The sequence below is a fragment of the Akkermansia muciniphila genome (assembly GCF_030848305.1).
GTDB lineage: Bacteria > Verrucomicrobiota > Verrucomicrobiia > Verrucomicrobiales > Akkermansiaceae > Akkermansia > Akkermansia muciniphila_A.
Window position 1 is genome coordinate 2,002,976 of the sequence record NZ_CP114598.1, and the last position, 23,234, is coordinate 2,026,209.

The window sequence follows — 23,234 nt, forward strand, 5'->3', positions numbered from 1 at the left end:
GATTAGTTGGCGGGAGGCGGCGTAAAGGTGCGGGCTGACAGGTCTTTGTCCAGAAGCAGCATTCCCTGTCCTTCTCCCTTGATCATGCGCAATTTGCTGATGATGTCCTTGACGGTTTCTTCCTCTTCCACCTGTTCGGTGACAAACCATTGCAGGAAAATATCCGTGGCGAAATCCCGCTCTTCTTTGGCAAGGTGCACCAGTTGGTTGATGCGGCGCGTGACCTCCTGTTCGTGGGACAGCGTTTCTTCAAAAATTTCAAGAATATTGGACCAGTTCGCATCCGGCGCGTCTATGGAAAGCATTGTAACCTGACCTCCGCGGGAAAGAAGGAAATCATAAAATTTCAGCGCATGAGCGGTTTCTTCCTGATATTGAATGCGCATCCAGTGGGAAAAACCCGTCAAACCGGCATCCTGAAGATAGGCGGACATGGCCAGGTAAAGGTTGGCTGAATACATTTCCCATTTGATTTGCTCATTAAGAGCAGCTGCCATTGTTGTACTGATCATATTATAAAATCCTGTTGATTTTTCCCACTTCTACAAAACAAAGTCCGCAGAATCAAGATAATCCTGCGGACTGTATGACGGGAAGGGAGATATAAGGGAAGGCGTCAGGCTTTTGCGGAAACCTCCTCCGGAATATTATCTTCAGGGAGTTCTTCCGTCGGAACAGGGGGCAGCTCTTCAGGTTCCATAATCACGCTGTTTTTTTCAGATGCTTCCTCCTGGGCGGGCATTTCCCCGGAAGGAGAGGCAGCCGTCTGTTTTTCTGGTGCAGCGGAGTCCGTTGCCGGCGCGTCCTGTCCCTTCTCTTCCGGTTTCCGTTTTTCCTTGGGGGTCTTCTTGGGAGAAGTCGCCTGGGCGGAAACAGTTTTTGGGCGGCTGACGGTGTTATTGGAGAAAACTAGGATATAGCCCTGTTCAGACAGCCAGAGCAGGTCGCGGACCAAATTCTGCTGTTTTTCCATGGCCTGGGCTACTTCCTCTTCCGTGGCCTTTTCCTGTTCCGGGACGGGGGCCAGCTCTTTAAGCATGACGTCGACGCCTTTGCCGGGATTATTGGCCGCCCAGGTGGCAATGGACATCAGGGAATCTGATAAGACGGTGCCTTCTTCCATGGCCTTGGGGCGCGCCGGGCCGGTGTAATGGTTGCCTTTCCACTTGAAAATAGGCATATGATGCCGGGCTAACCCGTGGCAAAGGTTTGGAATCAGCATGCTGGGATGGCGGCGGGTGGTGCCGGATAATTGGATCAGGTGCGCCCACAGACCGGGGGAGAGGTGGTTTTTCTTCACGGCGCCGTTGACGAACACCTTATCCGTAACGTCATAGCATTCGTCAAAATGGTTGGATTCGAAATCCTGTTCTACCGCGGCAGGGGATTCCAGAAGCGCCTCGGAGGCTCCTTCCCGAAGGGGCTTCCAGGCGGTGCGTTTGGAAACGGATGCCTGCCATGCTTGGACAGCTTCTTCGCTCTTGTCCGTCACAATCTTGGAACGGAAAGCCTCAAAAGGCATATTGGCAAATTTGGTGCGATGCAGATTCATCAGGGCGGACTGGTAGCCGTGCCAGTTGACGGGGCCTACCAGCTCGTTGTTCAGGGAACATTTGGCAATGGCTTTGAAATCTCCTTTTGGAGCTTCCACTTCCTGTTCTACGGATTCGTAATACTTGGGCATCCAAGAGGACTGCCAGAGGTGTTTGACGGCCTCCTGCCGGGAAATAAAGCAAGCGCCGTCTCCATGCTTGCAATGATACAGATCCGGGCCGTTTTCCTGCTTCATGAATACCAGGTCATAACGGTCGTAGGAGCCCATGACAACCTTGGCAAGATCCAGCAGGGAAATGGTGCGGCGGTGTTTCTGTACTTCCTGGTGCAAGGCGGCCAGCCCGGAATCCACGGGGCGCAGCTCCACGCGCAGACCTTCCGTCGGTTCCGCCACGGCGGAGCGGGGCGTCTGATCGCGGCGGTTGCGGAAGGAGCCGCGCGTGCGGTCTTCCCGGTTAAACCTTCTTTCGCCGCTTTGGCCGTCAACACGACGTTCCCCCCGGGGCTGGCGTCCTTCGCGGCTGTCGCGCCGCGGGCGGCGGTCGCCTCCCTGCCTGTCACCGAATCTGCGTTCCGTGTAGGATGCAGGCCGTTCCTGACGGGCTCCAGGTCTCGCCCAGGCCGGACCAAATTGAAAGTCGGCCAAGCCGGAAAGATCCGGAATCTGCTGCTTGGGGTCTGTGAAGGGAGTTTCGTCGGTCATCATGTACGGGTTGTTTCAATAGCAACTAAATGAGGGGGATGGCAATCATTTTACGTGCAAACAGACCGAAAATTGTTCAAAATGTCATGAAAGGCATCTGGAAATGCAAATATTTCCGGTGTATCCTTTCAATTCAACTTCTGTCAAATGCTCTATATGGATAAAATACGTCAACGACTTTCCGACCTTGGGTACGCCATTTACGATGCTCCCGCTCCCGTAGGCTCCTATGTGCAATGCGTACGCACGGGCAACCTGCTTCACCTCTCCGGCGGCATTTCCGTGAACGGGGACGACAAATACTTTGGCAAAGTAGGGCAGGATTTGACGGTGGAAGAAGGGCAGGCCGCTGCGCGCGCCGCTATGTTGAACCGTCTGGCCGTCATCGTGCAGGCGGTGGGTTCTCTGGAAAAAGTATCCAGAATCGTGGCCGTGAACGGATTTGTGAATGCCGGACCGGATTTTTATGACCATCCCAAGGTGCTGAATGGCGCGTCCGACCTGCTGGTGGAAGCCTTTGGAGAAATTGGCCGCCACAGCCGCACGGCGGTAGGCGTATCCGCTCTGCCGCTCAATGTAGCGGTGGAAATCAGCATGGTGGTGGAAGTCCGTGATTAATATTTAAAAATCGGAAGGGATTCGTGCTTGAATCCCGGCGGCATTCCTGTAGAGTGCCGTCCGGTCAATGCCCTCGTGGCGGAATGGTAGACGCTGCAGACTTAAAATCTGTTGTCCGCAAGGACGTACCGGTTCGAGTCCGGTCGGGGGTACTTTGCCGGGAGTAAATGCACATAAATAAAAAGCCCGCTGTTTGCGGGCCTTTTTTGTTTGGCTCCAATCATTATTTGCTGGCTGAAATGGAAATACGGAGTATGAAGTTGTTGGGTATCTTCCGGTCGGGAAAATCAGATGGTTCATGGTTCCCTGGAAAAAAGGGAATGCTGTTGGCGTTGAAAATAGCAGGAGGCATTCTTGCGGCAGCGGTTGTGATGTGCGTTGTCGCGGAATGGTACATTGATTCCGTTTCAGGGGGCAGGATTGTTGAGCATTCCAGGGATGTCCCCGTTCGTGCTCCTGTTCTTGTGTTAGGATGCTCCCCGACATTCATGGGCGCCCCTAACGGGTATTTCCATAACAGGATGGATACGGCCTCGGAACTTTGGAAGAACGGAAAGGCAACGGTTTTCATTGTTTCCGGAGATAATAGTTCTCATGCTTACAATGAACCGGAATGGATGAAACAGGCACTGGTGGATCGTGGCGTCCCAGAGGAGCGAATTGTATGTGATTTTGCTGGGTTGCGGACTCTGGATTCTGTCGTGAGGATGAAGGAAATTTTTGGTGTTTCGGCGATGATTGTTGTTTCTCAGGAATTTCACAATGAACGCGCCCTGGCAATCGCGGCGCATGAGGGGATGGATGCCTGGGCCGTCAGCGCGCCGGATGTTCCCAACCGCCGTTCCCGTATGAAAAGCTGGTTCAGGGAGCGTGCGGCCCGCGTATGGATGATGCTGGACTTGTGGGTTTGGAGTCGTGAACCTCGTTTTTTGGGTGAACCTGTGGTTTTGCCGGAAATAAAAGAGGAAAAATGAACAACACCTTAGCGGCAGGGCGCACCATAAAATGTCTTTTGATGCGGTACGATCACCCGGAAGGAGAGAATGCCCGCGCCTTGAATTATTAAATGCTGAATGGCCTGCTCATGTTGGTTACGTGGGATGATTGCCATGAAGGTGGGAAAGGAGCCAGAAGGGCTGAGTGAACAATTCGTCATGAAAGACGGCAGGGGGATGGAATGGGAGAGGTTAAGACGGACGATTTTTCAGGGAAGCAATGTACTGCCAGTGAAAAAATGTTGCTGTTTGCAGTCCATGCCGTGTGTCTGGAGGTCATGAACCAGTTCGTGCGCAAAAATACGGTCAAAATTCAGGAGAGAGGCGGGGCTGGCAGTGGAGGCCGTGCGCTTTATTGTCCTTCATAGAAAAAACAGGCGCAATCCTTCCCCTTATCTTATGCGTATGGGCGGGCAACGGTGAAAAGGGACAGTATAGTTGAAATAGGGTGAATTAGGGGTGAAATAGCCTGAAAGCTAGCAATGGCGTGGGATTACGGCGATGGAAAGAAGAGACGGGTAGTTGCGATGAAGGAACATGAAACTACCGAAGCGGGACAGGTTGTTGCGATATGAAAAGCCCCTCCGAAGAGGGGCTGTTAATATTACGATGCCAAAGCAAGGCCAAGCCGATTACAGGCGATCCGATAATATTCCGGAGATAGTTCAATCCCGGTTGCGGCATGTCCCAAATTTTGCGCCGCTGCCAGCGTAGAACCTGACCCGGCGAACGGGTCAAGAATCTTGGATTGCGCAGGCAGAACCGTCATGAGATGTTCCATTAGAGCAACGGGCTTGCCCGTCATGTGATGCCTATTTTTTCGAGATGGAATAGAAGCGCGGAAAATACCAGTAGGGAAACAACGTGGCCCAGGCATGCGGCTGCCATTGGTGGCATATAATATATACTCACACTGTTGACGGAACATACCGGGATTAGGGCGGCATCCCTCCGTTTTATCCCATACGACAACCCCGCGCCAGGTCCACCCAGTTAATTGCATGGCATCACTGACAAGTGGGAGCTGTCGCCAATCAGAAAAGAGCATCAGCCATCCACCGGGACGTGTGATCCGAAGTGCAAGAGAAAGCCAGTGAATCGTCCAAAGCATGTGAATACGCTGATCATGTGAATCATTACGGAATGAAGGAAAAGCCTGACTTAGATTGTATTTGTCTCTTGGATCAGACTTGCTGTTCATTACCGAATTGCCGCTAGAATAAGGGGGATCGGTGATAATGGCATCAAAAGCCGCATCCGGCATACCCATCATAAGGTCCAGGCAATCCCCTTGAATCATTGTTTGAGTGTTGGTCATAGGGGCATAAGCATAGCTTATGCACGGCTCTTTTTAAGGAGCGCAAGGAATTTTTTTTGAGATGGGATAGAGGAGTGGCAAATTTAGCCGAGAAACAATGAAGATCAACAGAGGAGGAAGAAATGTGTAAGGGAACTATTGTTTCTTTTCAGGAGATGATGTCCCAAAAGGATCATCAGGATCAATGTAATCAGGGTCATTAGGATTAAAATATTTAGTTTCATTTTTTTTTGTAATTATAATTACAGAGTCTTCCGTCTCACATAGGGTTCCTACATACTCTTCATCGTGCATAAACTCAGAAAGAAAACTATGAAGGTTGTCCATAGCGGTCGTAAAATCAAGTTTTCCACTTCTGGCTATATCAAGCGCCTCTTTCAAAGCTTTTTGTTCAGACAATTCAGATTTTGGAATACTTTTCCAACAGTATTCACGATAAGTTACTTTTCTCTTTTTATTATCCACTGATTTTGTGGATGTTTTTTCGGCTTTGTGCTGACTTAAGATATAGGTGTTCCATGCTTGTAGGGAAACCATGCATCCAACAAAACCCATAAGCGTATATATTTGCCACGTCTTCATCGTTTTTTCTCAATGATGCTATTTACTGACATTATTGACCAATAGTTTAAGAGCATCTCTCAGCTTCACAAGCTCTTGCTCTGCTTGCAAATATTTATTGCGCCAATAATCAACATTTTTGTTCATTTCTTCCTCAGTGGCCCCCATAAGCCAATCCATAGATACACCCAGTATTCTCGAAATGCGGTATAATTCGGAACTGCTGGGTAAATGGTGGCCCCTGCTGTAGCGGGATATGGCATTAGGTTCTACTCCTAATTTCATTGCTAAGTCTTTCTTCTTTATACCTTTACTCTTGAGAATAGAATTTAGCCTCTCAGAAAAAGAACAACATTGTTCATTTTTTTCTTGCATGAAATGAGCACTATTGGTTATTTTCATGTAACGAGTAACACGGTTACGCGTTACACAACGCAACCTAACATCATGAATGAGGTAAAACAAGAAACTATAAACAAGCAATGGCTTTATGGACAAGGGTGGACTATTCAGGAGGCAGCCAATTATCTGGGGGTGCACCGAGTACATCTTAATTTGGTTCTCTCTGGAGAGAGGTCCAGCAAGCGGCTGATGGCAAAGGTTGTCAAGCTACCACACAAAAAACTGGAGCTTAGGAAAAATATAAAAAAATGATCGTCTTGTTTCACATCGTCAAAGTCGTCCTGACCCGATTGCTGGAAATTGCCGTGCTAGCGGCGATGGCCGGAGTGGCAGCCTGGTGCGGGGTTTACTGCCTGGACGATGAAGCCCGGCAAGTAAGGGAAGGAAGAAAAGACCCCCGAACGGCTGTTTTGCCCGTATTACCCGATGAAGGATGAAAAATTGACGCCCCTTGAAAAAAACGTGGTGCTGGCATTGCTTAGCCGTCCCCAGTTCCGCCGCTGGGCGGGGCTGCCGGAAAAGGGGCCGCTGACGCTGCAACAAATAGCCGATTGTCTGGACGTGTCCCCGCAGACCATCCAGGGGATTGAAGCCCGCGCAAGACTGAAACTGAAAGAAGCCCTATTGAAAGAATTTGCGGACCATGAAAAAATGTGAATTGAGCATCCCGGAAGCAACCCGGATTGCCCTGGGGGTGAGTGAGGCGAACCGCCTGCACCAGTACGCCACCGCCCAGGCGGAAATGGCCGTTGTGGCTGGAAAGAATGCCGTGCTGGCCGTGCTGCGGCTTGGCAGGCTGTTGAAAGATTTGAAGGCCGCTACCGTTCACGGTGAGTGGGGACAACTGTTTAAGAAAGAAAACAACACGAAATCGGACACATGTGTCCGATTTGGAGAACAAGCACATTTAGATTTCACAGAAAGGACTGCTCGCCGCTACATGCGCTGCTACCAGGAAGCAGCGGCACGACTGGGGCAGGACGAACGGCCTGCGCTGGACATGGGCCTGGACGGCGAAGCTGTGGAAACCCTGCCGGAACTGGTGAAAAAAGCCACCGGGAACGCCGTTACCCCCCGGCAAATGATGCTGAATCTGCAAGTGGTGAAAGACGGCAGCAAGAGCGCCGCCCAAGCCGCGCGTCTGGCCCAGCACGAAACCATCTTGAAAAACCGGGGGAAAGGCCGTGCCTCCTCCCCCGTAAGCCCGGAACAGGCCATGATGGCCGCGGTGGCAGCCGTGCAGCCGGAAGAAGAATTGAGGGAACAGAAGAAGCAGGTGGCCGTCAAGGACGCCCACCACATTGCAACGCTGATGGCTGAATTCCTGGAAGCGGATTTGCACAGGTATTTGCCCGGAAACGACCGGGAGGCATTTTGTATCCTGTTGAGTGATTTTCAGAAAGTTATCAAGGAAGGAAAATGAACGAATTGTCCACCATTGAAGGGCTGCCCGGCTGGGACGCCCTGCCCACGGAAGAGCGGCTGAAGGTGCGCAAGCTGCATGCAGCCTGCCGTGAAATCGCCGCGGCTCCAAACAAGATGGCCGCTTACAAGCTGGCGGCCCAGGCGATGGCCGATGCCGGACATCCCATGTCCTGGCAGTCCGTCCAACGCAAATTCCTGGCGTGGCAAACAAGCGGCAGTCTGCTGGCCCTTGCCGATTTGAGGATGGCCGGGATGCGTCCCACCCGGGCACGGGTGAAGCATCCGGGATTTGTCGCTTACTGGACGGAACTGCAAACGCGCTGCCAACGCAACGGCGGCCAGGCTTACCCGCTGCTGCTGGACATCTGGCGCAAAAAATCCGAAGTCATTCCTGGGTACGAAGGCTGGCCCGGCCATCCTCAAATCCCCGTTGGCTGGTCCAAAAAAAACCTGATGCGAATTAAACCAGCTGCCCTGGAAGCCAGGGTGATGCGGGAAGGCATCAAGGCAGCGGCCCCTCTGCTGCCGATGGTGCTGACTACCCGCGTAGGCATGGAGGCCGGGGAATACTACGTGTCCGACGATAACTGGGTGGATGCGCACGTTATCTGCGGCAAGCAGATTGTGCGCCCCTTGCAGCTGGGATGCCTGGATATTGCCACCGGAAAAATGGTGCACTGGGGCATGATGCCCCGGATGATGCGCCAGGACGGGACGCACGCCGGATTGACGGAACGCTACATGCGCATGTTTGTGGCGGGGCTGCTGGCAAATGTCGGCATCAATACGTCCCGGGGAACCATCCTTGTGGTGGAAAACGGAACGGCAGCCATCCGGGCGCACATGGAGCAGGTCTTGCTGGACCTGTTTGACGGCGCGGTGAAGGTCCACCGCTCCGGCATGGAAGGGAAAACCCAGGCATTGCTCCGGGGGTATGAAGGCCGCCAGGGCGGCAATCCCCGCGGCAAGGCGCACCTGGAATCCGTGTGGAACCTGACGGCCAATATATGGAGTTCCTGCCTGCCCGCTCCGTCCGGCCATGACCGGACAGAGCCGGAATGGCTGGCTGGCCTGATGAAGGAGCAAAAGGCGCTGCTGAAAAAGCAGGGCTATCTGGAAATCAGGGATCCGGACCGGGCCGCCACGCTGCGGCATCTGATGCCAACCTTTGAACAACTTACAACCGATATAGCCTGGCGCGTGTACGATGCCTTTAACGATCGGACCGACCACGCCCTGGAAGGATGGGAACGGATGGGGCTGGTGGTGCCGATGGTGCGCCTGTCCACGGACGGCGACTGGATCACGCTGACGGACAGCATACCGGAAGCGGACCGCCACACGCTGCTGAACATGGCCGCCCGCGATCCGGAAAGGCTGGTCAGTTCCCGCCGCCTTTCCCCCGCGGAAGCCTGGAACCTGAAACTACAGCACCAGCCTCCGCTGCGGAAAGCGACGCAATGGGAAATCGTGGATTTGCTATCCCGTGACCTGGCCGTGAAAACGGTGGTGAAAGGATCCTACATCGTCCTGCAAAACAAGGCGGTAAGCATGGACCGCCTGTACTACCCGGCCAGCATCGTCACGCCGGAAGGGTATCAGCGCATCCTGCCCAGCGGCATGGATGTATGGGTGATGCTCAACATGTTTGACGATCAGCACTTGTACATCATTGATGGAAAAGGGCGCTGTCTTGGTATGAGCACGTTACAGCAACGTGTCCCCTATTATGACGAGGACCAGGTGCGGGCGGCTATGGGAAGGAAGAAGAAAGCCACGGCGGCAGCCTTGCAGGAAACGCGCGTCCACCACGCCCGGAAAGAAGCGGCCATCGTCGGAACACGCCTGTACAACCGCCAGGTGGCGAAGGGGGCGCCCATTACGGTGCAAGGGCTGCTGAACGCCGAAGGCACGGATGCCGCCGCCCTGGCCGCCGTGAAAAAACTGCCCGGTATCAGCCTGTTGCCGGAAACGGAAATACCGGAAACGGCATCCCCCCAAAAAGAAAGCCATCCGAAAATTTCATTTTTATAAATACTATGGACAGAATAACATATACAAAAAACGACAGCGACCCGCGGCGCTTTTTTCCCGCCGTTACCAGCGGGCCATACCCCCAGGAAACGAAGCAGACACTAGCCTGGCTTATCTCCTACGCCGCAGAACACAACTGGACCCTGGGCGATATGGCAGCCCAGGCCGGAGTGTCTGCCAAGACGATGCGCTCCATACTAAAAGGCACCTACGAAGCCAATGCGGAACCGCATCTGCTGGCCCTGGCCGCACTCCGCGCCCGGCTAACTGTAGATCAGGCGGGCGAAGATTTGCCATTTGTGGAAACAAAACTTGCCCGTTATACGATGGATCTTGCCGAATTTACACGGCGCTACCATTACGCGGCGGTGATGATCGGACCGACGCAGTGGGGCAAGACCGAAGCCGTGAAGGAGTACGCCCGGAGGCATCCGGACAAGGTGGTGCTGGTGCGCTGCCCCGTGTCAGCCAGTCCTACGCGGCTGCTCTACCGGATTGCCAAGCAGATCGGAGCGGGAACGACGCTGAAACCGGAAGATATGATCGACCGCATCCTGCGCTACCTGACCCCTGATCATTTACTAATCATCGACGAAATTCACCATGTTTTGCGCAGCGACAAGATGGGAATGAAAGGCGTGGAGCAGGTGCGGGAACTGCGGGACATGTCCGGCTGCGGACTGCTGCTGACGGCCACCCCCGAATTTGAGGCGGCAATGGAAGAAAGCCCGGTCTGGTCCGACATGCTGAAACAGCTGTCCAAACGCAACGCCTGCCGGGTGTACCGCCTCCCCTCCGCCATCAGCACGGAAGACTTGCGCCAGGTATGGGAATTTTACGGATTCCCGGAACCGGACGCGGGCCTGCGGGCCTCCGTCGAAGCCGCCGCCCAGGACAGCGGGTACGGCGTCATCACCAAGCGCATGAACCTGGCCCGGATAGCCGCTAAAAACGCGGGTGTGCCCGTGACCTGGGATTATTACCTGGGAGCCATCAAGAAGCTGCAAGACATGGAAGACGGCAACATGCCGGATGACGTGTAACCCTCTAAATACTATGAATCAAGATACCACGACACCACCGCAGAACCACCCGTGGGTGACTGCCTCAACGCCGAACAACCTGCGCGATCCGCAACTGCTACAGGACTTGTCGGAAATCGGCATGACCTGCCTGCTGGGCTGGCATGCCCTGATGGACACGCCCCACAGTTATGCCGCGGAGTCTGTGTGGTACGGCAAAGCAAAAACATGGGCGGAGGAATTGGAACGCCTGTATCTCACCTATACGCAAGGAGACGACTGGATGACCCAATTCCCGGCCCCCCAGCAACACATCATCAGCCAGGCGGATGCGGACATGTCCCGCGCCTATGGGATGCTCTTCTGGAACAATCCCATGCCGGATGGCAGCGACCCGAAAACAGCCATAACGCAACGGCTCTTGTCCGCCCATAACATCATCCGCCACCTTGTCAAAGGCGAAGGCGGCCTGCCTTATGGCAGGCTGCCCAGGGTGGGGGAACCTGAATTCCTGGCTTATGACCCGGACGCGGAAAGATGGGTTGCCGGACGCGGCATTGAAGACCTGGAAGACGACAGATACCAAGACTAACAATCAACACCACCATCATGTACAGCACCAACACCAACCATCAACAGGACAGGGGGCAGCAAGCCCCCAATGTCAAGCCGGCCCCCAAAGGCGGCCACTTTGTCCTCCACATCGAAGACGTTGCCACGGACAACGACAAACTTGGACTGGCTGTTTACTGGAACACCGTGCGGGCAACCGCCTACGAAACGCCAGCCTTCCGCGTCTTTGCGACACTCAAAGAAGTGATTAACCGAAACGCTGACGCCATCGGTGAAATCATGGCCGATGCCATCAATCGCAACCGGGAGGACAAACAATGATGCAGAACACATTTTATTGGGAGGCCGCCCGGTACATATCCGTGGCGATCATACCCGGTGCGGGGGCAAGGTATTTCACTTACGCCAACGAATCTGACGCACGCCGCCATGAAACCAGCATGAGGGAGTGGCACGGCTCCCAGGGAAGTTTCACATATTACACCATCCGAGACGCCGGGAACATCCTGCGGGCGGCGGAACATTGGACCATGTGCCGGGATTGTAAACGATGCCGACCCTCCCGGCCCCATCTCCGCCAACCGGGGAAGCAGCATGAATGCGACCTCCTGGGAACGGATGGGCACTGGTACGTGGACCCGGAGAAGGACGGCTGCACCTGGGGAACCAGAAGGGAGGAAGAACACAAACCGGAAACCAACATCCATGAATAACATCGAACAGGAAACAATCTGCTTTCAGATTAACTTGGAACTAGGACGGTTCCCGGGGAATCATGACTACCACGTGACCTATGACCCGCGCTGCCGGGAAATCGGGGTGCAACTGGGAGAACTGGGCGTCCAGTGGGTGCCCGTGGACGCCGAGAAATTTTACTCCTGGCTTCACAATACCCCCGGACTGAAATGGACGGACGTGGTGGCCATGCTGGTCCGCAAGCTCCGCCAGACGAAACAACTCAACAAACAACATAACAATGGGAAAGATACGCACAACCACTAAAGCAACCGACCAGCAGGTTATTAAGGACAAGGCTGAATTTTGTCAGACCCTGGACGACATCGCCCGCAAGGGCGTCGAGCTGGATACCTTGCAGGCCGCCAAGGAGGCCGCCATGCAGCAAGTGCTCACGGATCACGACCCCAAAATCAGCGAGCTGACCAGGGAGATTGACCGGCTCACCAAACTGGCCGAGCAATGGGCATCCCCCCGCAGGGACGAGCTGTTTTCCAAGGGCCGCAAATCCGGCACCACTGCTCTGACCACCTATGGTTATCGTCTGGGGCAGCCCTCCCTCAAGCCCGCCAAGGGCTGGACGTGGGACAAGATTGTCGCCCTGCTCAAGACTACGCGCCGCAAGGCGTACCTGGTCACCAAGGTGACTCCTGACAAGGATGCAATCCGCCAGCATGTCAAGCCTCACAAGCTCGCCAAGCTGGGTTTGGAGATCAAACAGGTGGAGACTTTTTACGTAGAGAGGAGTACCAGGGATGACTAAGATTGAGGTTAAAGACTATGGATTCCAGACCCTGCTGGCTATCTGGACGGGCACTGATAGAGGAGGAGCAACAGCCACTCTTGTCTATCTGACGCCCAAGCAGCGGCAACAACTGATCAAGGCTCTACAAAATCCCGAACAACAATCTGATAATGAGCAATAAGCCACTCACTAAACGCCAAAAGGCCGTTTTGGCCCAGCTGGCCGTCCGAGCTTACAAACAGCTGCAAGCATACGGCTGCCCGGTGCCGTCCCTGGAAGAATGGCGGCACGACGAGACCTGGAAAGCCACCGGACACACGGATTCTTTCACCCGCGCAACACAAAAGGATTATACGCTGATTTACAATCGTTTTGCCGCTTATCTGGGGAAAGCAGCTATCAGGGACAACACCTACACGGAAATGGACAAGGAATTGCACCTGCTCCGGGACAGCATGCAACGGTTTGAAACCGGGCCGGACTATCTGGCGGAAGTGGTGAGGGACCAGCTGCATCTGCCCTGCACGGGAAAGAATGTCTATGACCAGCTACAGAGACATGCCAAGCCTGAACACATCCGCCATCTGAATTATACGGTGATCAACCGGGGCCGGGCCGCCGCCCGAAAGCTGGCGGAAGAAACAGGATTGGAAACCTATGAACCGCACGCAATCCCGGGGACGATTCCCCCGGGAGGGCTGGCGGATCATGTGGGAGCCGTCCCGGTATCCAGGCCCATCCAGGCCACCGCCCGAAGGGTTGTCACCCCGGAACCCGAACCGAAGACGGCCAGGGGATGAAGTGACACGGTATCATTTGAAGACGAATTCCCCCTGTAACTTTTCGCATCCCTGCGGATGCGCGGATTGAAACCAAACCGAAGCGGAACAACTGGTCAGACGGTCCAAAAGGCTTGCAGTATCAGACTTTCCCGGCAAAGCCCCATGCTGAAAATCCAGCATGGGGCTTTTTGCGTCCCTGCTCCTGAAAAACCGTTAAGCGTGTGGTAATATGGACACATGGACGAAAATTTGCGCCGCTGGGCTAATGGGCCGGAATGTAGCGTTGCCGAAGCTGCCCGCATATTAAAGGTAAGCCGGGAAACAGTGCGGCGCATGATATTGAGGGGGGACTTGTACGCCTGGCCTGCCGTGCCCGGAGGCGTAAAAAAGCTATTGTGGGAGGGGCAAGTGCGGGATATGGCGGCGGCAGCGCGGGCAGAAGCCATCCAGCGCGGGAAGATGATGCAATCCACCTTCAACTTTTTTTAGCACATTTGCCACAAACGCCACATTTGCCACAAATGCCACATAAAGAATGCGGAGCCTGGGCTAGAGTGCCCGCATGACTAACAAGCAAGATTTTGGCGGAACAAAAAACGGAGATGAACTGAATCGTGGTAATCATGGGAATGAAGCCCTCGCGTCGGGAGACGCCGGGGCAACTACGCCCCAGCAAACGAAAAAGACGACCACGCCCTGGTACTTGTCCCGGACGTTTTGGATCAACCTTGCCGCCCTCCTGTCCCTGCTCCTGCCGTCCGTCCGCGAGTGGCTGGAAAACAACCCTGTGGACTTTGTGACCGCCCTGGGCGGCGTGAATGTCCTGCTGCGGTTTGTAACTTACGGGAAGCATCAAATTTCATCCGACAGCGATGATAGCGATACCGCCTCCGGCGATGGAGGCGGAAATGAATTGGAGTTCCGGCCCCTGGTGCCAGGCGAGAACGACCTGGCAAATTCGTCCATAGCCGGGGCCGGGACATCCAATCCGGCCAAGCCCGGAACCATCAAGCGCAACGTGCTGCTGACCATCGGCGCGCTGATGGTGCTGCTGGGCGGCTCCTGTAGCAGCGAGGCCCCCGCATCCACCAGCGTGAGCCTGTCCGAAGGGCAGGCGGTGATTGTCCGCGGCGGTTCCTCCCTGGTGATTGACCGGGGGAAAGAAAGCTGCTGTGGAATCAGAGCGTGCCGGAAGTGGTGATCGCCCCGCCCGTGGTGCAGAAAGGAAAATAGTTAATAAGTAACAGTGAAGAAAGGAAAGCATCATGAAGTACGCCGAATTGAAAATGAACACGCTGTCCTGGCAGCGAGCACTGAAGTTTGCCGGGTTTTACCGTGGGGCCTTAGATGGTATGACTGGCCCGTTGACCCGTGAAGCCGCTACGCAGTGGGAAACCAGCCACAGCCAGCTGCAAGCCAGATACGGCCAGGTGGACAGCCGCTCCGAGTCTTACCTATGGACCTTGCAGCCACTGGCCGCCATGCGGGTGCGCCAGGTGATCGTAGCCATGCGGCAGCAGGCCGATTGGAAAATCATTTGCGGCGTCCGGACCTACGACGAACAGGACGCGCTATATAACAAGCGCCCCCGCGTCACCCGGGCCAGGGGCGGCCAGAGCATGCACAATTTTGGACTGGCCGCGGACTTTTGCCTGTTTGAAGACGGACAGGACATCTGGTCCCCCAGCGAAGGCCCAAAATCCATTTACGCGCCGCTTGCCGAAGCGACCCGCCAGGCGGGCCTGGTATGGGGCGGAGACTTCCGCACCATCTACGACCCCGGCCATATCCAGCTGGGAGAAATCGCCACAACCGCCCTGCATCGTGCCTATACCCAGGGCACGTCCACCCTTGCCGAATTATTGAAATGATGATGCAGCTATTGGCGGAAGCGAGCACGATAGATGCCGGAGCGGTTGGCCAGATAATAAGCACCCTTGTGGGGGCTGGCGCTATTGGCGGGGGTGGCTACGTGATGGGTAAGGCTCGCAAAATATCCTTGTCCAATGATCCCCTCAATGTCCGCAAGGCCAACGAATACGCCACCAAAGAGGATATTGCCCGGCTGGAACGAGAAATCCGAGACATAAAAAATGACCGGAAAGAAGACCTGGGAGACATATATGACCGCCTCAACGAACAAGGCAGAGACCTGCATGAAATCATCGGCATGCTGAAAACCCTGACCCCACCGAACAAGAAATGAACCGAACCGCCGAAATCAGACTGGCCATCCTGCGGGACCTGGCCCATGTCCCCGCCGGACTGCTGCGCCGTGAAGATGACATACGCTGCCGGGTGCAGCTGCAAGTGGTGCCGTCCCCGTCCCGCGCGGAAATTGAAACCGAACTGAAGGAACTGGACGCGCTGCGCCTGATCACGGGCATCTCCAACAAGATCACGGGAGAAATGCGCTGGCGCATTACGGATGCCGGACAAGCTGAACTTAGCAACCAGTAACCCCCCTACACCCATGCGCAAGCCCAGGCCGGACAGCACTATCCACAACTTGCCGGAGGAATTGCGGCAAGCCGTGGACGACGCCCTTGCCGCCAACGCCACCCTGAAGGATGTACAGGCCATTCTGGCGGAGGGAGGCGTGCGGCTGTCCCTGCAAAGCATCAGCGAGTACTACAAGCTGCACCTGCTGCCCCGGATATGGGCGGCGGAAGACCACAATGCCGCCCAGCTTGCCAAAATCAAGCGGGGCAACGTCACGAAGGCCACCCATGCCGCCGTACTGCAAACCTGCTACGAAGTCATTACGCGCCCGGGCAAAAAATCCGCCGCGGATTTGCAACGCCTTTACGGCATGGTGCTGGCCGGACAAAAGGCCCAAATGGAAGCCCAGCGGCTGAAACTGGACATTGACAAATGGCAAATGCTGGCCGCCCAGGCGCTGCTGGACAAGGCCACCAGTCCGGAAGTCCAGGCGATTGTCGGCAGCAACGAAACCAACGAAAGCAAACTGGCCAGGCTGCGCGCCCTGCTGTTTGGCCAGCGGAAAACAGTCACCCCCGAATTTGTAGATGCCCCATCATCCTGACAATTTCCGGGCAGTCAACCTGCTGGCCTTTCAGGACGCCGCGTTCTGCGTGGCTTTCCGCATCTGCTTTTTCATGTGGCGGCGGCAGGGCGGCAAGTCCTACACGATTGCCAGCAAGGCCATCGACCGCATGATTGAAAAGCCCTGGCGGAATTGCTTTTTTGTGAGCGCATCCATTGCGACCGGAAAGGAAATCGTGGAGAAGGAGGCAACCATCTGGCACGACGCCCTGGGCGCCCTGAAGGCTTGCCAGGACAGGCTGGGCAAGCAGCTGGGCGGCAACGTCATCGACACGGGCACCAAAGAACTCTTGAATGTGGATGATCTGGCGGAACTGATGGACAAGCAGGCGGCCCAGGTCAGGATTTACCACACGCGGACGGCGTACAGCCGCACGAAGATCCTCGCTCCCAATCCCGACACGGCCCGGGGCTGGACGGGTGACGTGTTCGGAGATGAAATCGGCTTCTGGCCGGACTTCAAAGGCGTATGGGACGCGGTGGAACCGATCATCTCACGCAACCCGGAATTCCTGTTCTGGCTGTTCAGCACGCCGCCCGCGGACGATACGCATTACACCTACGACCTGCTGAACCCGGGCCTGCGGACATTTGAACCGAACGCCGCCGGGAACTGGTACAAGACGGAACAGGGCTACCCGGTCCACCGTGTGGACGCTCTGGACGCCGAACTGGCCGGGCTGCCGCTCTATGATCCGCTGTCCGGCAAGGTGGTGCCCTACGAAGAATTCAGGGCGCACAGCCTGGACCGCGCGTCGGTGGATCGCAACTATGGCCTGAAGTTTATTCAGGGCGGCACGGCAGCCATCCCGCTGGGCTGGCTGAACCGGGCGCAAAACATGGGCCTGGGCCATTGCACGGGCCTGGACCTGGCCGGGGAGGAGGTGTGCGCATGATCGCGATCCGTGAAGCCATCTCCCCGAACTGGGCGGAATCCCTGTGCGCCGGAAAAGTGTGTTTCGGGCTGGACGTAGCCAGCACGGAGGGCAAGAAGTCCAACCCGTCCAGCCTGACGGCCACGGAATACTGGGACCGCATATATTGGCAGCGGCTGGTGGTCAGGTGGAAGACGGAGCACTACGCCGTCATGCTGGGCATCCTGGAACTGGTCATTGGGGCCGTGCCTCGCGAGCAGCGTGGCGTGCTGGTGGTGGACACCAGCAATGAAAAATTCCTGGCGCGGGAACTGGCTAAAGACCTGTCCGGCCTAGTCCGGGTGGTGGGGTTTTACGGGCAGCAGGTTGTCCGCTACTGCGGCGAAAAATCCGACGCCAAGACGGCAATGGGGGCCGCGTATTGCTCCGCCCTGGAAGACGCTCTCATTGCCATGCCTCCGGGCAAATGGCTGGAAACGGACCACCGCCTGGTGACGCGCAACGGCGCACGGTTCGAGGCCGATGTGGACGCGCAGGGCAACCACGCGGACACATTTGACAGCGGCAAGCTTTCCTACTGGGGCCACGTCGGGACCGGGCTGGAATCATGCAGCCCGTCATCCTGGCGGCACAAGTCCCGCCAGGGCAAGAGCAGGAAGAGCAGTAACCGGGCCTCCGGCACCCGCCGCTGGGGCGGCATCAGGACCAGGAGATTTTAACACGATGAACATTTTACCGCAATTTGTGAACAGGATGATTGGCAGGCCAGGGAATTTCCGGACTGGCATGATCAGGCTGATCGGCTTTTTGTCCCGACGCTCTCAAAAGGAAGGCCGGAACCCGCTGCCATTCCTGACGCCGCAGGAAGCCCGCGCCCTCTATGAATTGTACCGGAAAGGCCAGTATGCCGACGTGATGCTGTGCTGGGCCGCCCTGGAAGAAACGGACGACATGCTGGGCACGGTCCTGGACCGCCGCGCCTCCGCCCTGGCGGAAATGACTGACGACGTGAAGGTGGATGCCAAAGCCATCGGCAACAACCCGGACTTGCAAACGCTGGCCGACGAGCAGCAGCAATGCCTGGCGGAATATTACGGCAAGATCGACAACTTGAGGGATGCGGTGCGGTTCATGGGATCGGCTACCTTCCGCGGGTACGCGCACCTGGAACCCGTGGCCGGAGGCGGCAGAATCAGGATGGAACCCGTGGACCAGTGGCTGATGGCCCGGCCTGTCAAGGGCGGGGCCTGGTATTACAACGAATCCGCCGACAGGTCATGCGCCAAGCTGGAAGCCGTGGATGAAAGCCGCCTGATCATCCGTGAATGCCTCCGGCCCGTGGACCTGCCCGCCATGTTCGCCATCTGCGCCAAGGCCCATGCCCTGGACGGGTGGGACGGATTCATTGACGTGTTCGGCAACCCGGCCATCTTCTTCAAATACCCGCCAAACACTTCTGACGAACAGGCACGGGAATATGACCGCATCGCCGAAGAGATGATCGGGGACGGGCGCGGCGGCTACCCGGACGGAGGGGACATCAAGACTGTGGAAACGACGGCCCGCGGAGGGGACACCTTCAAACAGCGCTGCGAGTGGTGCGACAAGCAGATTGTGCGCCGCGGCACGGGCGGCGAGCTGACCGTGCTGGCGGAATCCGGCAGCGGGACGCTGGCGGGCAACGCCCACCAGGAAACATTCCGCATGTTGGCGGCGGGCGAAGGCGCGGAAATCTCCGAAAGCTTCAACCGCCAAATGAGCCGCCGCCTGCTGGACCGCCATTTCCCGGGAAGGCCGCATCTGGCCTACTGGACGCTGGAATACGAAGAAGCCGAAGACGTAGGCAAGCAGGTGGACAACATCACGAAATTGGCCGCCGCGGGATATATTGCCGACGAGGAAGAAGTAAGCGAGGCGTCCGGCTATACGGTCACGTACCGGGCGCCGCAGCCGTCCCAGGAACAACCCTCCTTCCCCCTGCTGGCCAACAGCCGCGGAAACTGGCAACACATCCCCGCACAGATTGAGCAGACCAGGAACAACGCCCCCCTGACGGCCCAGGAACTTGCCCTGCTGGAAAAGCTGCTCAACGCACAGCCGAACCCGGCCATGATCCGGAATGATGCCCGGAAGCTGGAAACGGCCATGAAACGCGCCGCAGGGCTGGAAGTGGGCAATGACCCGGAAAAGCAGGAAAGCACCCCGGCAGCCCCCCGGCAAAACGCAAATACGCCCCAAAACGAAGACCAGGGAAACCTGCTGGCCAACTACGGCACCAGCGAAGGGGCCAAGAAGGGCTGGGACAAGCGGGGGCGCGGGCAGCATGAGGCCATCGGCCAAACCGGAACGGCCAAAAGCCTGGGACTGGAAAAATTGTCCGCCCTGACCCCCGACCCGGCCAGCAGCCACAGCCACCCGGGAAGAGCGCGGAAAGCCCTGACGCGTGGATTTATGGCCCGGTCCATCGACGGGCAGGACGTGCATTTCAGCAAGGGCGTCCTGGATCACTGGGAAAGCACCCAGCCCCCCAAAACGCCCGAGGAACAGAACCGGAGATTGCGGCGTTTATCTGAAGCTGTCCGGGCCGTGAAAAACCCGCACGAAGTGTGGGAATCCCACAACGGCCAGAAGACCTACCTGCGCGTGTACAAGGATGACGCCGGGAAATTTGCCATGAGCGGATTTATCACGGGCAAGGATGGCCAGGTGAGAAGCTTTTTCCACAGCCGCCGACTGAATGGAGCCGAAAAGATGAGAAAGGGAACCCTGAAATACAAGAGATAAAAGAAGTACGGACGGGAGGGCCATCTCCCCGCACGGGCTAACGCGGCCTTAACGGATGGCCCCCAGGCCGCGCATCACCGTAACAACACCATAACCAACGCACGCAGAATGTCAACAAAGATGAAGACCATTACCTTAGAGGATTTGCAGCCCTGGGAAAACCCGGGGGACGGCTGGTACAACATCGAACGCTGGGGGGAACATCCCCAGCAGACAGCGGACGGGAAAAAATATATCCAGGTCATCGACGATGAGGCCGTGCGGGCCATCGTGGAAGCAGGCGTCCCGGAAGAAGGGCTGCTGACCGACGTGGAACATGTGTCCGTTGCCGTCACCGGGCCGCGGGATAGCCGGGCTTACGGCTGGGTGCGCGAGCTTGCCGCCCTGCCAACGGCGGAAGGGCTGCAACTGTGCGCCCGTATCGAATGGACGCCGCTGGGCCTCCCCCTGGTCCGGGACCGCATCTACAAACATTTTTCGACCGTGTACAGCGTGGAGCTGTGCGCGGACCTGGGCGGCGGACGCCTCCGCCCCCTGCAACTCGTCGGGCTGGCCCTAACCAACCAGCCCAACAACCCCGGCCAGCGCCCGATCACCAACAGTCAGGCCGCGCCGCTCAACGACAACACAAACCAACAAGACAACAACATGGAAGAATTGAAAAAAATCGCCGCCAAGCTGGGACTGCCGGAAGACGCCGGGCTGGACCAGATACTGGCAACACTCGACGCCCTGATGGCCGCCGAACAGGAAGCCGCGGAAGCGGAAGCGGAAACGCTGCTCAACAGCGAAGAACTGAAGGACCTGCCCGATGAGGCACGGAAAGACCTGAAGGACGAACTGCTGACCAATCGCGACCTGGGTATTAAGATGATCAATCTGCTGATCAACCGCAAGGGCGGCGGTGCACCTCCCGCCACTGCTCCGAGATATGCCCGCCCCGGATTCCGTCCGGCGACGAAGGCTACCAAGGGAACCGTGAGCATGGATGCGGAACGCGGCAGGTTGCTGACCAACACGGCTAAAGAAATCCAGGCACAGGAACGCAACGCCGGGCGCACCTGCTCGTTTTGGAAGGCGAAAAACATGGCTAAATCCCGCCTGAGGCAGAAGTAAGCCGCACCAGCTATTAACTTTTAACCAGTAAACAACATGGCAATTATCCATCAACAAGCCGTCATGAGGGCGGAAAGCGGCGTGGACCTCCGCAAATGCGAAGGCTGCTTCGTGAAGAAAGACACATCGGGCAAGTTGGTCTTGTGCGATAAATCCGACATCCCCCTGGGCGTGGTCCACGTCGGCGGAGACGAAGGAGAAGACACGGATTACCTCCTGCCCGCCCATCAGGGGATCGTGGGGGTGCGGTTGAGCGAATCCCCCGGCAGCGTGGAAGAGGGAACCAGGCTTGTCCTGGACGACGGAGGCACCGCCAAGGCCGGAGATACCGGAACCCTGGTGGCCGTGGCCTGCGAGCCGGGAACCGGGGGGCAGCTCCTGGAATCCTACTTGACCCTCCCGACCGTGCTGGCGTCTTCTGCCGGGGACTGACGCACTCAACAACCAACAATAAGCAATAGATACTAACATTATATGTTTCAGAACGCTGCAAGCTACAACGGTTATTTGACCGAGCTGTGCCAGGCCGCTTATGCGGACGAGGCGGACAGCATCAGCCGCAAATTGTTCCCAACCGTGGGGGTGAAAACCGCCGTGGGGAGTTACAAGAAGCGGGACATCGACAACGCGTTCCGCGTTTATAAAACGGCCCTGTCCAGGGGGAATTCTCCTACGCGGATAGACACCAACGCCACGGACGATTTTTACAACTGCAAGCCCCACGCATTGGAGGTCGGCAGTTGGAAATTCGACATGGAACAGGACGGCGGAGGGGATGATGAACGGGAAAGCAACCTTCAGGATTTGATCAGCTCCCAGCTGGTCACGAGGGAAGTTGAAGCCGTCACCATCTGGAAAGCCGGGGTGCCAGTCACGGCTGGAAGCGGCAACTGGACGAGTACCGCCGGGCAGAAAGCCAACATCATCCAGGAACTGGATAACCTGGCCCTGACGATCCAGGCGGCCATCGGGCGCAAGCCGACGCATTTGATCCTGGGGCTGAAAGCCTGGGTGGTCATGAAGAATCATCCGTTCTTCCTTAATCGCCTTCAGGGGTTGGAACTGACTGCCAGCCTGGACACCCTGAAGAACATGCTGGTGTTCCCGGACATTGACGTGTCCCTGGCATCCATGCCCTACCAGCCCGCAGCACGCGGGAAGTCCGGCAAGATGCAGGGCATTATGGGATCGGACATTTTCATGTTCTACTCCCAGGACGCGCCGACGCGCAACGACATGTCAGCAGCCAAGGATTTCACGCTGGAACCTTCCGGCCCGGAAATCCTGTCCGAAGAACGGACGCTGGAAGTGGTGGACATGATGTACTGGTCCACTCACCGGAAAGTGACCAATCCGGCAGCCGCCGCACGCATCGAAGTATCGTAACCAGGAATGACCGATTGACGAGGACTGTTCCGGGGGCGCAACGCCGCCCCCGGAACTTACAACCAGAAGAAAAACCATGTGGACGCCCCTAACTGAAACCATCCTGAACCAGGTACTGAACGCCGGGGAACTGGCCAGCGTAACGCGCGACCGCGCCCAGGTGCAGCCCGATCCCATTCCCGGCATCCTGGCCGAGACGGCGGCCACCATCCGCAGCCGCATTGCCTCCGGAGGCCGCACCAGGTTACAGGGAAGCCCTGACTGCATCCCCGCGGAACTGATGGCGGAAGCCGGGGCCATTGTCCGTTACCGCGTCCTGGTCCGGTTTGCCCTGGCCATGACGGACGAGCGGAAAGCGGAGTGGCAGCACGCCAATGACGTGCTGAAGGAATTATCCTCCGGCAGCTACGTGATCACCGATGACGCCAGCGACAAGACCCCCAGCCCGCACTATTCCGGAAGGCCGATCCGGTGGGGCATGAGCCGCCACGGCGGGGTGATGTAAGGCCCGCGCATGCGGGCAGTGAACAGTTAAAAGCG

The 23,234-nt window shown here is 56.8% G+C and carries 34 protein-coding genes and 1 tRNA gene; 29 read left to right on the forward strand and 6 right to left on the reverse strand.

Features of this window, described 5'->3' with window-relative positions:
* Nucleotides 1-2: 2 nt before the first annotated feature.
* On the reverse strand, nucleotides 3-512 hold the full coding sequence (locus tag O4G22_RS08655; RefSeq protein WP_306701580.1) for a ferritin: 510 nt from the start codon (nucleotides 510-512) through the stop codon (nucleotides 3-5).
* Between the two features lie 104 nt (nucleotides 513-616).
* Nucleotides 617-2,260: a hypothetical protein gene (locus tag O4G22_RS08660; protein WP_306701581.1), complete on the reverse strand. Its 1,644-nt coding sequence runs from the start codon at nucleotides 2,258-2,260 to the stop codon at nucleotides 617-619.
* A gap of 144 nt (nucleotides 2,261-2,404) precedes the next feature.
* Here O4G22_RS08660 and O4G22_RS08665 point away from each other — a divergent pair, with 144 nt between their 5' ends.
* From O4G22_RS08665 to O4G22_RS08675, 3 genes are all read left to right on the forward strand, one after another.
* Complete coding sequence (locus tag O4G22_RS08665; RefSeq protein WP_343125184.1) at nucleotides 2,405-2,875, forward strand: RidA family protein; 471 nt, start codon at nucleotides 2,405-2,407, stop codon at nucleotides 2,873-2,875.
* Nucleotides 2,876-2,944: 69 nt separating this feature from the next.
* Nucleotides 2,945-3,027, forward strand: a tRNA-Leu gene (locus O4G22_RS08670).
* Nucleotides 3,028-3,042: 15 nt separating this feature from the next.
* Nucleotides 3,043-3,849 (forward strand): SanA/YdcF family protein, encoded by an 807-nt coding sequence (locus tag O4G22_RS08675; protein ID WP_306713864.1) that lies wholly within the window; start codon nucleotides 3,043-3,045, stop codon nucleotides 3,847-3,849.
* An 8-nt stretch (nucleotides 3,850-3,857) separates the two neighbouring features.
* Here O4G22_RS08675 and O4G22_RS08680 read toward each other — a convergent pair whose 3' ends face one another.
* The 4 genes from O4G22_RS08680 to O4G22_RS08695 all read right to left on the reverse strand — a co-directional run bounded on the left by O4G22_RS08680 (nucleotide 3,858) and on the right by O4G22_RS08695 (nucleotide 6,151).
* A complete protein-coding gene (locus tag O4G22_RS08680; protein WP_306701583.1) occupies nucleotides 3,858-3,986 on the reverse strand; it encodes a hypothetical protein in 129 nt (42 codons plus the stop codon).
* Between the two features lie 488 nt (nucleotides 3,987-4,474).
* Nucleotides 4,475-5,188, reverse strand: a complete 714-nt coding sequence (locus tag O4G22_RS08685; protein WP_249851694.1) for a DNA-methyltransferase — start codon at nucleotides 5,186-5,188, stop codon at nucleotides 4,475-4,477.
* 135 nt (nucleotides 5,189-5,323) lie between these two features.
* Nucleotides 5,324-5,770 (reverse strand): hypothetical protein, encoded by a 447-nt coding sequence (locus O4G22_RS08690; protein ID WP_249851695.1) that lies wholly within the window; start codon nucleotides 5,768-5,770, stop codon nucleotides 5,324-5,326.
* Nucleotides 5,771-5,788: 18 nt separating this feature from the next.
* Nucleotides 5,789-6,151, reverse strand: coding sequence for a helix-turn-helix domain-containing protein (locus O4G22_RS08695; protein WP_249851696.1), 363 nt, complete (start codon nucleotides 6,149-6,151; stop codon nucleotides 5,789-5,791).
* A gap of 45 nt (nucleotides 6,152-6,196) precedes the next feature.
* Between O4G22_RS08695 and O4G22_RS08700 the strand changes: the two genes are divergently transcribed.
* From O4G22_RS08700 to O4G22_RS08825, 26 genes are all read left to right on the forward strand, one after another.
* Nucleotides 6,197-6,403: a hypothetical protein gene (locus O4G22_RS08700; RefSeq protein WP_306701585.1), complete on the forward strand. Its 207-nt coding sequence runs from the start codon at nucleotides 6,197-6,199 to the stop codon at nucleotides 6,401-6,403.
* On the forward strand, nucleotides 6,400-6,588 hold the full coding sequence (locus O4G22_RS08705) for a hypothetical protein (protein ID WP_249851697.1): 189 nt from the start codon (nucleotides 6,400-6,402) through the stop codon (nucleotides 6,586-6,588). The genes O4G22_RS08700 and O4G22_RS08705 overlap by 4 nt, the downstream gene beginning before the upstream one ends.
* Complete coding sequence (locus O4G22_RS08710) at nucleotides 6,578-6,808, forward strand: sigma factor-like helix-turn-helix DNA-binding protein (protein WP_249851698.1); 231 nt, start codon at nucleotides 6,578-6,580, stop codon at nucleotides 6,806-6,808. The genes O4G22_RS08705 and O4G22_RS08710 overlap by 11 nt, the downstream gene beginning before the upstream one ends.
* On the forward strand, nucleotides 6,795-7,574 hold the full coding sequence (locus O4G22_RS08715; RefSeq protein WP_249851699.1) for a DUF3102 domain-containing protein: 780 nt from the start codon (nucleotides 6,795-6,797) through the stop codon (nucleotides 7,572-7,574). Before O4G22_RS08710 ends, O4G22_RS08715 begins: the two co-directional genes overlap by 14 nt.
* On the forward strand, nucleotides 7,571-9,610 hold the full coding sequence (locus O4G22_RS08720; protein WP_249851700.1) for a hypothetical protein: 2,040 nt from the start codon (nucleotides 7,571-7,573) through the stop codon (nucleotides 9,608-9,610). Before O4G22_RS08715 ends, O4G22_RS08720 begins: the two co-directional genes overlap by 4 nt.
* A gap of 5 nt (nucleotides 9,611-9,615) precedes the next feature.
* Nucleotides 9,616-10,653, forward strand: coding sequence for an ATP-binding protein (locus O4G22_RS08725; protein ID WP_249851701.1), 1,038 nt, complete (start codon nucleotides 9,616-9,618; stop codon nucleotides 10,651-10,653).
* Between the two features lie 13 nt (nucleotides 10,654-10,666).
* Complete coding sequence (locus O4G22_RS08730; protein ID WP_249851702.1) at nucleotides 10,667-11,224, forward strand: hypothetical protein; 558 nt, start codon at nucleotides 10,667-10,669, stop codon at nucleotides 11,222-11,224.
* Between the two features lie 17 nt (nucleotides 11,225-11,241).
* The gene (locus O4G22_RS08735; RefSeq protein ID WP_249851703.1) at nucleotides 11,242-11,526 is read left to right on the forward strand and encodes a hypothetical protein; all 285 of its coding nucleotides are present in this window, start codon (nucleotides 11,242-11,244) and stop codon (nucleotides 11,524-11,526) included.
* The gene (locus O4G22_RS08740) at nucleotides 11,523-11,918 is read left to right on the forward strand and encodes a hypothetical protein (protein ID WP_215834030.1); all 396 of its coding nucleotides are present in this window, start codon (nucleotides 11,523-11,525) and stop codon (nucleotides 11,916-11,918) included. Before O4G22_RS08735 ends, O4G22_RS08740 begins: the two co-directional genes overlap by 4 nt.
* The gene (locus O4G22_RS08745) at nucleotides 11,911-12,207 is read left to right on the forward strand and encodes a hypothetical protein (protein ID WP_094136121.1); all 297 of its coding nucleotides are present in this window, start codon (nucleotides 11,911-11,913) and stop codon (nucleotides 12,205-12,207) included. The genes O4G22_RS08740 and O4G22_RS08745 overlap by 8 nt, the downstream gene beginning before the upstream one ends.
* Nucleotides 12,182-12,703, forward strand: a complete 522-nt coding sequence (locus O4G22_RS08750) for a host-nuclease inhibitor Gam family protein (RefSeq protein ID WP_102758465.1) — start codon at nucleotides 12,182-12,184, stop codon at nucleotides 12,701-12,703. The genes O4G22_RS08745 and O4G22_RS08750 overlap by 26 nt, the downstream gene beginning before the upstream one ends.
* A complete protein-coding gene (locus O4G22_RS08755; RefSeq protein ID WP_249851704.1) occupies nucleotides 12,696-12,866 on the forward strand; it encodes a hypothetical protein in 171 nt (56 codons plus the stop codon). The genes O4G22_RS08750 and O4G22_RS08755 overlap by 8 nt, the downstream gene beginning before the upstream one ends.
* A complete protein-coding gene (locus O4G22_RS08760) occupies nucleotides 12,856-13,485 on the forward strand; it encodes a hypothetical protein (RefSeq protein WP_249851705.1) in 630 nt (209 codons plus the stop codon). Before O4G22_RS08755 ends, O4G22_RS08760 begins: the two co-directional genes overlap by 11 nt.
* Before the next feature lie 219 nt (nucleotides 13,486-13,704).
* Entirely contained in the window at nucleotides 13,705-13,956 is a 252-nt protein-coding gene (locus tag O4G22_RS08765) for a helix-turn-helix domain-containing protein (protein ID WP_094136117.1), read from the forward strand.
* Nucleotides 13,957-14,029: 73 nt separating this feature from the next.
* Complete coding sequence (locus O4G22_RS08770) at nucleotides 14,030-14,668, forward strand: hypothetical protein (RefSeq protein WP_306713865.1); 639 nt, start codon at nucleotides 14,030-14,032, stop codon at nucleotides 14,666-14,668.
* Nucleotides 14,669-14,819: 151 nt separating this feature from the next.
* Nucleotides 14,820-15,338, forward strand: a complete 519-nt coding sequence (locus tag O4G22_RS08775) for a M15 family metallopeptidase (RefSeq protein WP_207306338.1) — start codon at nucleotides 14,820-14,822, stop codon at nucleotides 15,336-15,338.
* Nucleotides 15,335-15,673, forward strand: a complete 339-nt coding sequence (locus O4G22_RS08780; protein ID WP_143246896.1) for a hypothetical protein — start codon at nucleotides 15,335-15,337, stop codon at nucleotides 15,671-15,673. The genes O4G22_RS08775 and O4G22_RS08780 overlap by 4 nt, the downstream gene beginning before the upstream one ends.
* Nucleotides 15,670-15,927 carry a hypothetical protein gene (locus O4G22_RS08785; protein WP_094136113.1) on the forward strand — a complete coding sequence of 86 codons (258 nt, stop codon included), beginning with the start codon at nucleotides 15,670-15,672 and terminating at the stop codon, nucleotides 15,925-15,927. Before O4G22_RS08780 ends, O4G22_RS08785 begins: the two co-directional genes overlap by 4 nt.
* Before the next feature lie 13 nt (nucleotides 15,928-15,940).
* The gene (locus O4G22_RS08790; RefSeq protein ID WP_094136112.1) at nucleotides 15,941-16,513 is read left to right on the forward strand and encodes a hypothetical protein; all 573 of its coding nucleotides are present in this window, start codon (nucleotides 15,941-15,943) and stop codon (nucleotides 16,511-16,513) included.
* Nucleotides 16,497-17,429: a terminase large subunit domain-containing protein gene (locus tag O4G22_RS08795; RefSeq protein WP_249851706.1), complete on the forward strand. Its 933-nt coding sequence runs from the start codon at nucleotides 16,497-16,499 to the stop codon at nucleotides 17,427-17,429. The genes O4G22_RS08790 and O4G22_RS08795 overlap by 17 nt, the downstream gene beginning before the upstream one ends.
* On the forward strand, nucleotides 17,426-18,127 hold the full coding sequence (locus O4G22_RS08800; protein WP_165477134.1) for a hypothetical protein: 702 nt from the start codon (nucleotides 17,426-17,428) through the stop codon (nucleotides 18,125-18,127). The genes O4G22_RS08795 and O4G22_RS08800 overlap by 4 nt, the downstream gene beginning before the upstream one ends.
* 67 nt (nucleotides 18,128-18,194) lie before the next feature.
* On the forward strand, nucleotides 18,195-20,192 hold the full coding sequence (locus O4G22_RS08805) for a phage portal protein family protein (protein WP_165477133.1): 1,998 nt from the start codon (nucleotides 18,195-18,197) through the stop codon (nucleotides 20,190-20,192).
* Between the two features lie 120 nt (nucleotides 20,193-20,312).
* The gene (locus tag O4G22_RS08810; protein WP_249851707.1) at nucleotides 20,313-21,308 is read left to right on the forward strand and encodes a phage protease; all 996 of its coding nucleotides are present in this window, start codon (nucleotides 20,313-20,315) and stop codon (nucleotides 21,306-21,308) included.
* Nucleotides 21,309-21,344: 36 nt separating this feature from the next.
* Nucleotides 21,345-21,740 (forward strand): hypothetical protein, encoded by a 396-nt coding sequence (locus O4G22_RS08815; protein ID WP_249851708.1) that lies wholly within the window; start codon nucleotides 21,345-21,347, stop codon nucleotides 21,738-21,740.
* Nucleotides 21,741-21,782: 42 nt separating this feature from the next.
* Nucleotides 21,783-22,694, forward strand: coding sequence for a hypothetical protein (locus O4G22_RS08820; protein ID WP_249851709.1), 912 nt, complete (start codon nucleotides 21,783-21,785; stop codon nucleotides 22,692-22,694).
* A 76-nt stretch (nucleotides 22,695-22,770) separates the two neighbouring features.
* A complete protein-coding gene (locus O4G22_RS08825) occupies nucleotides 22,771-23,199 on the forward strand; it encodes a hypothetical protein (protein ID WP_205573679.1) in 429 nt (142 codons plus the stop codon).
* Nucleotides 23,200-23,234 lie beyond the last annotated feature (35 nt).

What these genes read in the sequence shown, in the direction of transcription:
- O4G22_RS08715 (WP_249851699.1), top strand. Translation starts at nt 6,795, where the DNA reads ATGAAAAAATGTGAATTGAGCATCCCGGAAGCAACCCGGATTGCCCTG.
- O4G22_RS08790 (WP_094136112.1), top strand. Translation starts at nt 15,941, where the DNA reads ATGCGCAAGCCCAGGCCGGACAGCACTATCCACAACTTGCCGGAGGAA.
- O4G22_RS08805 (WP_165477133.1), top strand. Translation starts at nt 18,195, where the DNA reads ATGATCAGGCTGATCGGCTTTTTGTCCCGACGCTCTCAAAAGGAAGGC.
- O4G22_RS08815 (WP_249851708.1), top strand. Translation starts at nt 21,345, where the DNA reads ATGGCAATTATCCATCAACAAGCCGTCATGAGGGCGGAAAGCGGCGTG.
- O4G22_RS08720 (WP_249851700.1), top strand. Translation starts at nt 7,571, where the DNA reads ATGAACGAATTGTCCACCATTGAAGGGCTGCCCGGCTGGGACGCCCTG.
- O4G22_RS08695 (WP_249851696.1), bottom strand. Translation starts at nt 6,151, where the DNA reads ATGAAAATAACCAATAGTGCTCATTTCATGCAAGAAAAAAATGAACAA.
- O4G22_RS08685 (WP_249851694.1), bottom strand. Translation starts at nt 5,188, where the DNA reads ATGACCAACACTCAAACAATGATTCAAGGGGATTGCCTGGACCTTATG.
- O4G22_RS08750 (WP_102758465.1), top strand. Translation starts at nt 12,182, where the DNA reads ATGGGAAAGATACGCACAACCACTAAAGCAACCGACCAGCAGGTTATT.
- O4G22_RS08745 (WP_094136121.1), top strand. Translation starts at nt 11,911, where the DNA reads ATGAATAACATCGAACAGGAAACAATCTGCTTTCAGATTAACTTGGAA.
- O4G22_RS08810 (WP_249851707.1), top strand. Translation starts at nt 20,313, where the DNA reads ATGAAGACCATTACCTTAGAGGATTTGCAGCCCTGGGAAAACCCGGGG.
- O4G22_RS08665 (WP_343125184.1), top strand. Translation starts at nt 2,405, where the DNA reads ATGCTCTATATGGATAAAATACGTCAACGACTTTCCGACCTTGGGTAC.
- O4G22_RS08680 (WP_306701583.1), bottom strand. Translation starts at nt 3,986, where the DNA reads ATGGCAATCATCCCACGTAACCAACATGAGCAGGCCATTCAGCATTTA.
- O4G22_RS08710 (WP_249851698.1), top strand. Translation starts at nt 6,578, where the DNA reads ATGAAGGATGAAAAATTGACGCCCCTTGAAAAAAACGTGGTGCTGGCA.
- O4G22_RS08730 (WP_249851702.1), top strand. Translation starts at nt 10,667, where the DNA reads ATGAATCAAGATACCACGACACCACCGCAGAACCACCCGTGGGTGACT.
- O4G22_RS08755 (WP_249851704.1), top strand. Translation starts at nt 12,696, where the DNA reads ATGACTAAGATTGAGGTTAAAGACTATGGATTCCAGACCCTGCTGGCT.
- O4G22_RS08700 (WP_306701585.1), top strand. Translation starts at nt 6,197, where the DNA reads ATGAATGAGGTAAAACAAGAAACTATAAACAAGCAATGGCTTTATGGA.
- O4G22_RS08690 (WP_249851695.1), bottom strand. Translation starts at nt 5,770, where the DNA reads ATGAAGACGTGGCAAATATATACGCTTATGGGTTTTGTTGGATGCATG.
- O4G22_RS08800 (WP_165477134.1), top strand. Translation starts at nt 17,426, where the DNA reads ATGATCGCGATCCGTGAAGCCATCTCCCCGAACTGGGCGGAATCCCTG.
- O4G22_RS08705 (WP_249851697.1), top strand. Translation starts at nt 6,400, where the DNA reads ATGATCGTCTTGTTTCACATCGTCAAAGTCGTCCTGACCCGATTGCTG.
- O4G22_RS08740 (WP_215834030.1), top strand. Translation starts at nt 11,523, where the DNA reads ATGATGCAGAACACATTTTATTGGGAGGCCGCCCGGTACATATCCGTG.
- O4G22_RS08725 (WP_249851701.1), top strand. Translation starts at nt 9,616, where the DNA reads ATGGACAGAATAACATATACAAAAAACGACAGCGACCCGCGGCGCTTT.
- O4G22_RS08735 (WP_249851703.1), top strand. Translation starts at nt 11,242, where the DNA reads ATGTACAGCACCAACACCAACCATCAACAGGACAGGGGGCAGCAAGCC.
- O4G22_RS08775 (WP_207306338.1), top strand. Translation starts at nt 14,820, where the DNA reads ATGACTGGCCCGTTGACCCGTGAAGCCGCTACGCAGTGGGAAACCAGC.
- O4G22_RS08765 (WP_094136117.1), top strand. Translation starts at nt 13,705, where the DNA reads ATGGACGAAAATTTGCGCCGCTGGGCTAATGGGCCGGAATGTAGCGTT.
- O4G22_RS08655 (WP_306701580.1), bottom strand. Translation starts at nt 512, where the DNA reads ATGATCAGTACAACAATGGCAGCTGCTCTTAATGAGCAAATCAAATGG.
- O4G22_RS08760 (WP_249851705.1), top strand. Translation starts at nt 12,856, where the DNA reads ATGAGCAATAAGCCACTCACTAAACGCCAAAAGGCCGTTTTGGCCCAG.
- O4G22_RS08780 (WP_143246896.1), top strand. Translation starts at nt 15,335, where the DNA reads ATGATGATGCAGCTATTGGCGGAAGCGAGCACGATAGATGCCGGAGCG.
- O4G22_RS08820 (WP_249851709.1), top strand. Translation starts at nt 21,783, where the DNA reads ATGTTTCAGAACGCTGCAAGCTACAACGGTTATTTGACCGAGCTGTGC.
- O4G22_RS08785 (WP_094136113.1), top strand. Translation starts at nt 15,670, where the DNA reads ATGAACCGAACCGCCGAAATCAGACTGGCCATCCTGCGGGACCTGGCC.
- O4G22_RS08660 (WP_306701581.1), bottom strand. Translation starts at nt 2,260, where the DNA reads ATGATGACCGACGAAACTCCCTTCACAGACCCCAAGCAGCAGATTCCG.
- O4G22_RS08825 (WP_205573679.1), top strand. Translation starts at nt 22,771, where the DNA reads ATGTGGACGCCCCTAACTGAAACCATCCTGAACCAGGTACTGAACGCC.
- O4G22_RS08770 (WP_306713865.1), top strand. Translation starts at nt 14,030, where the DNA reads ATGACTAACAAGCAAGATTTTGGCGGAACAAAAAACGGAGATGAACTG.
- O4G22_RS08795 (WP_249851706.1), top strand. Translation starts at nt 16,497, where the DNA reads ATGCCCCATCATCCTGACAATTTCCGGGCAGTCAACCTGCTGGCCTTT.
- O4G22_RS08675 (WP_306713864.1), top strand. Translation starts at nt 3,043, where the DNA reads ATGCACATAAATAAAAAGCCCGCTGTTTGCGGGCCTTTTTTGTTTGGC.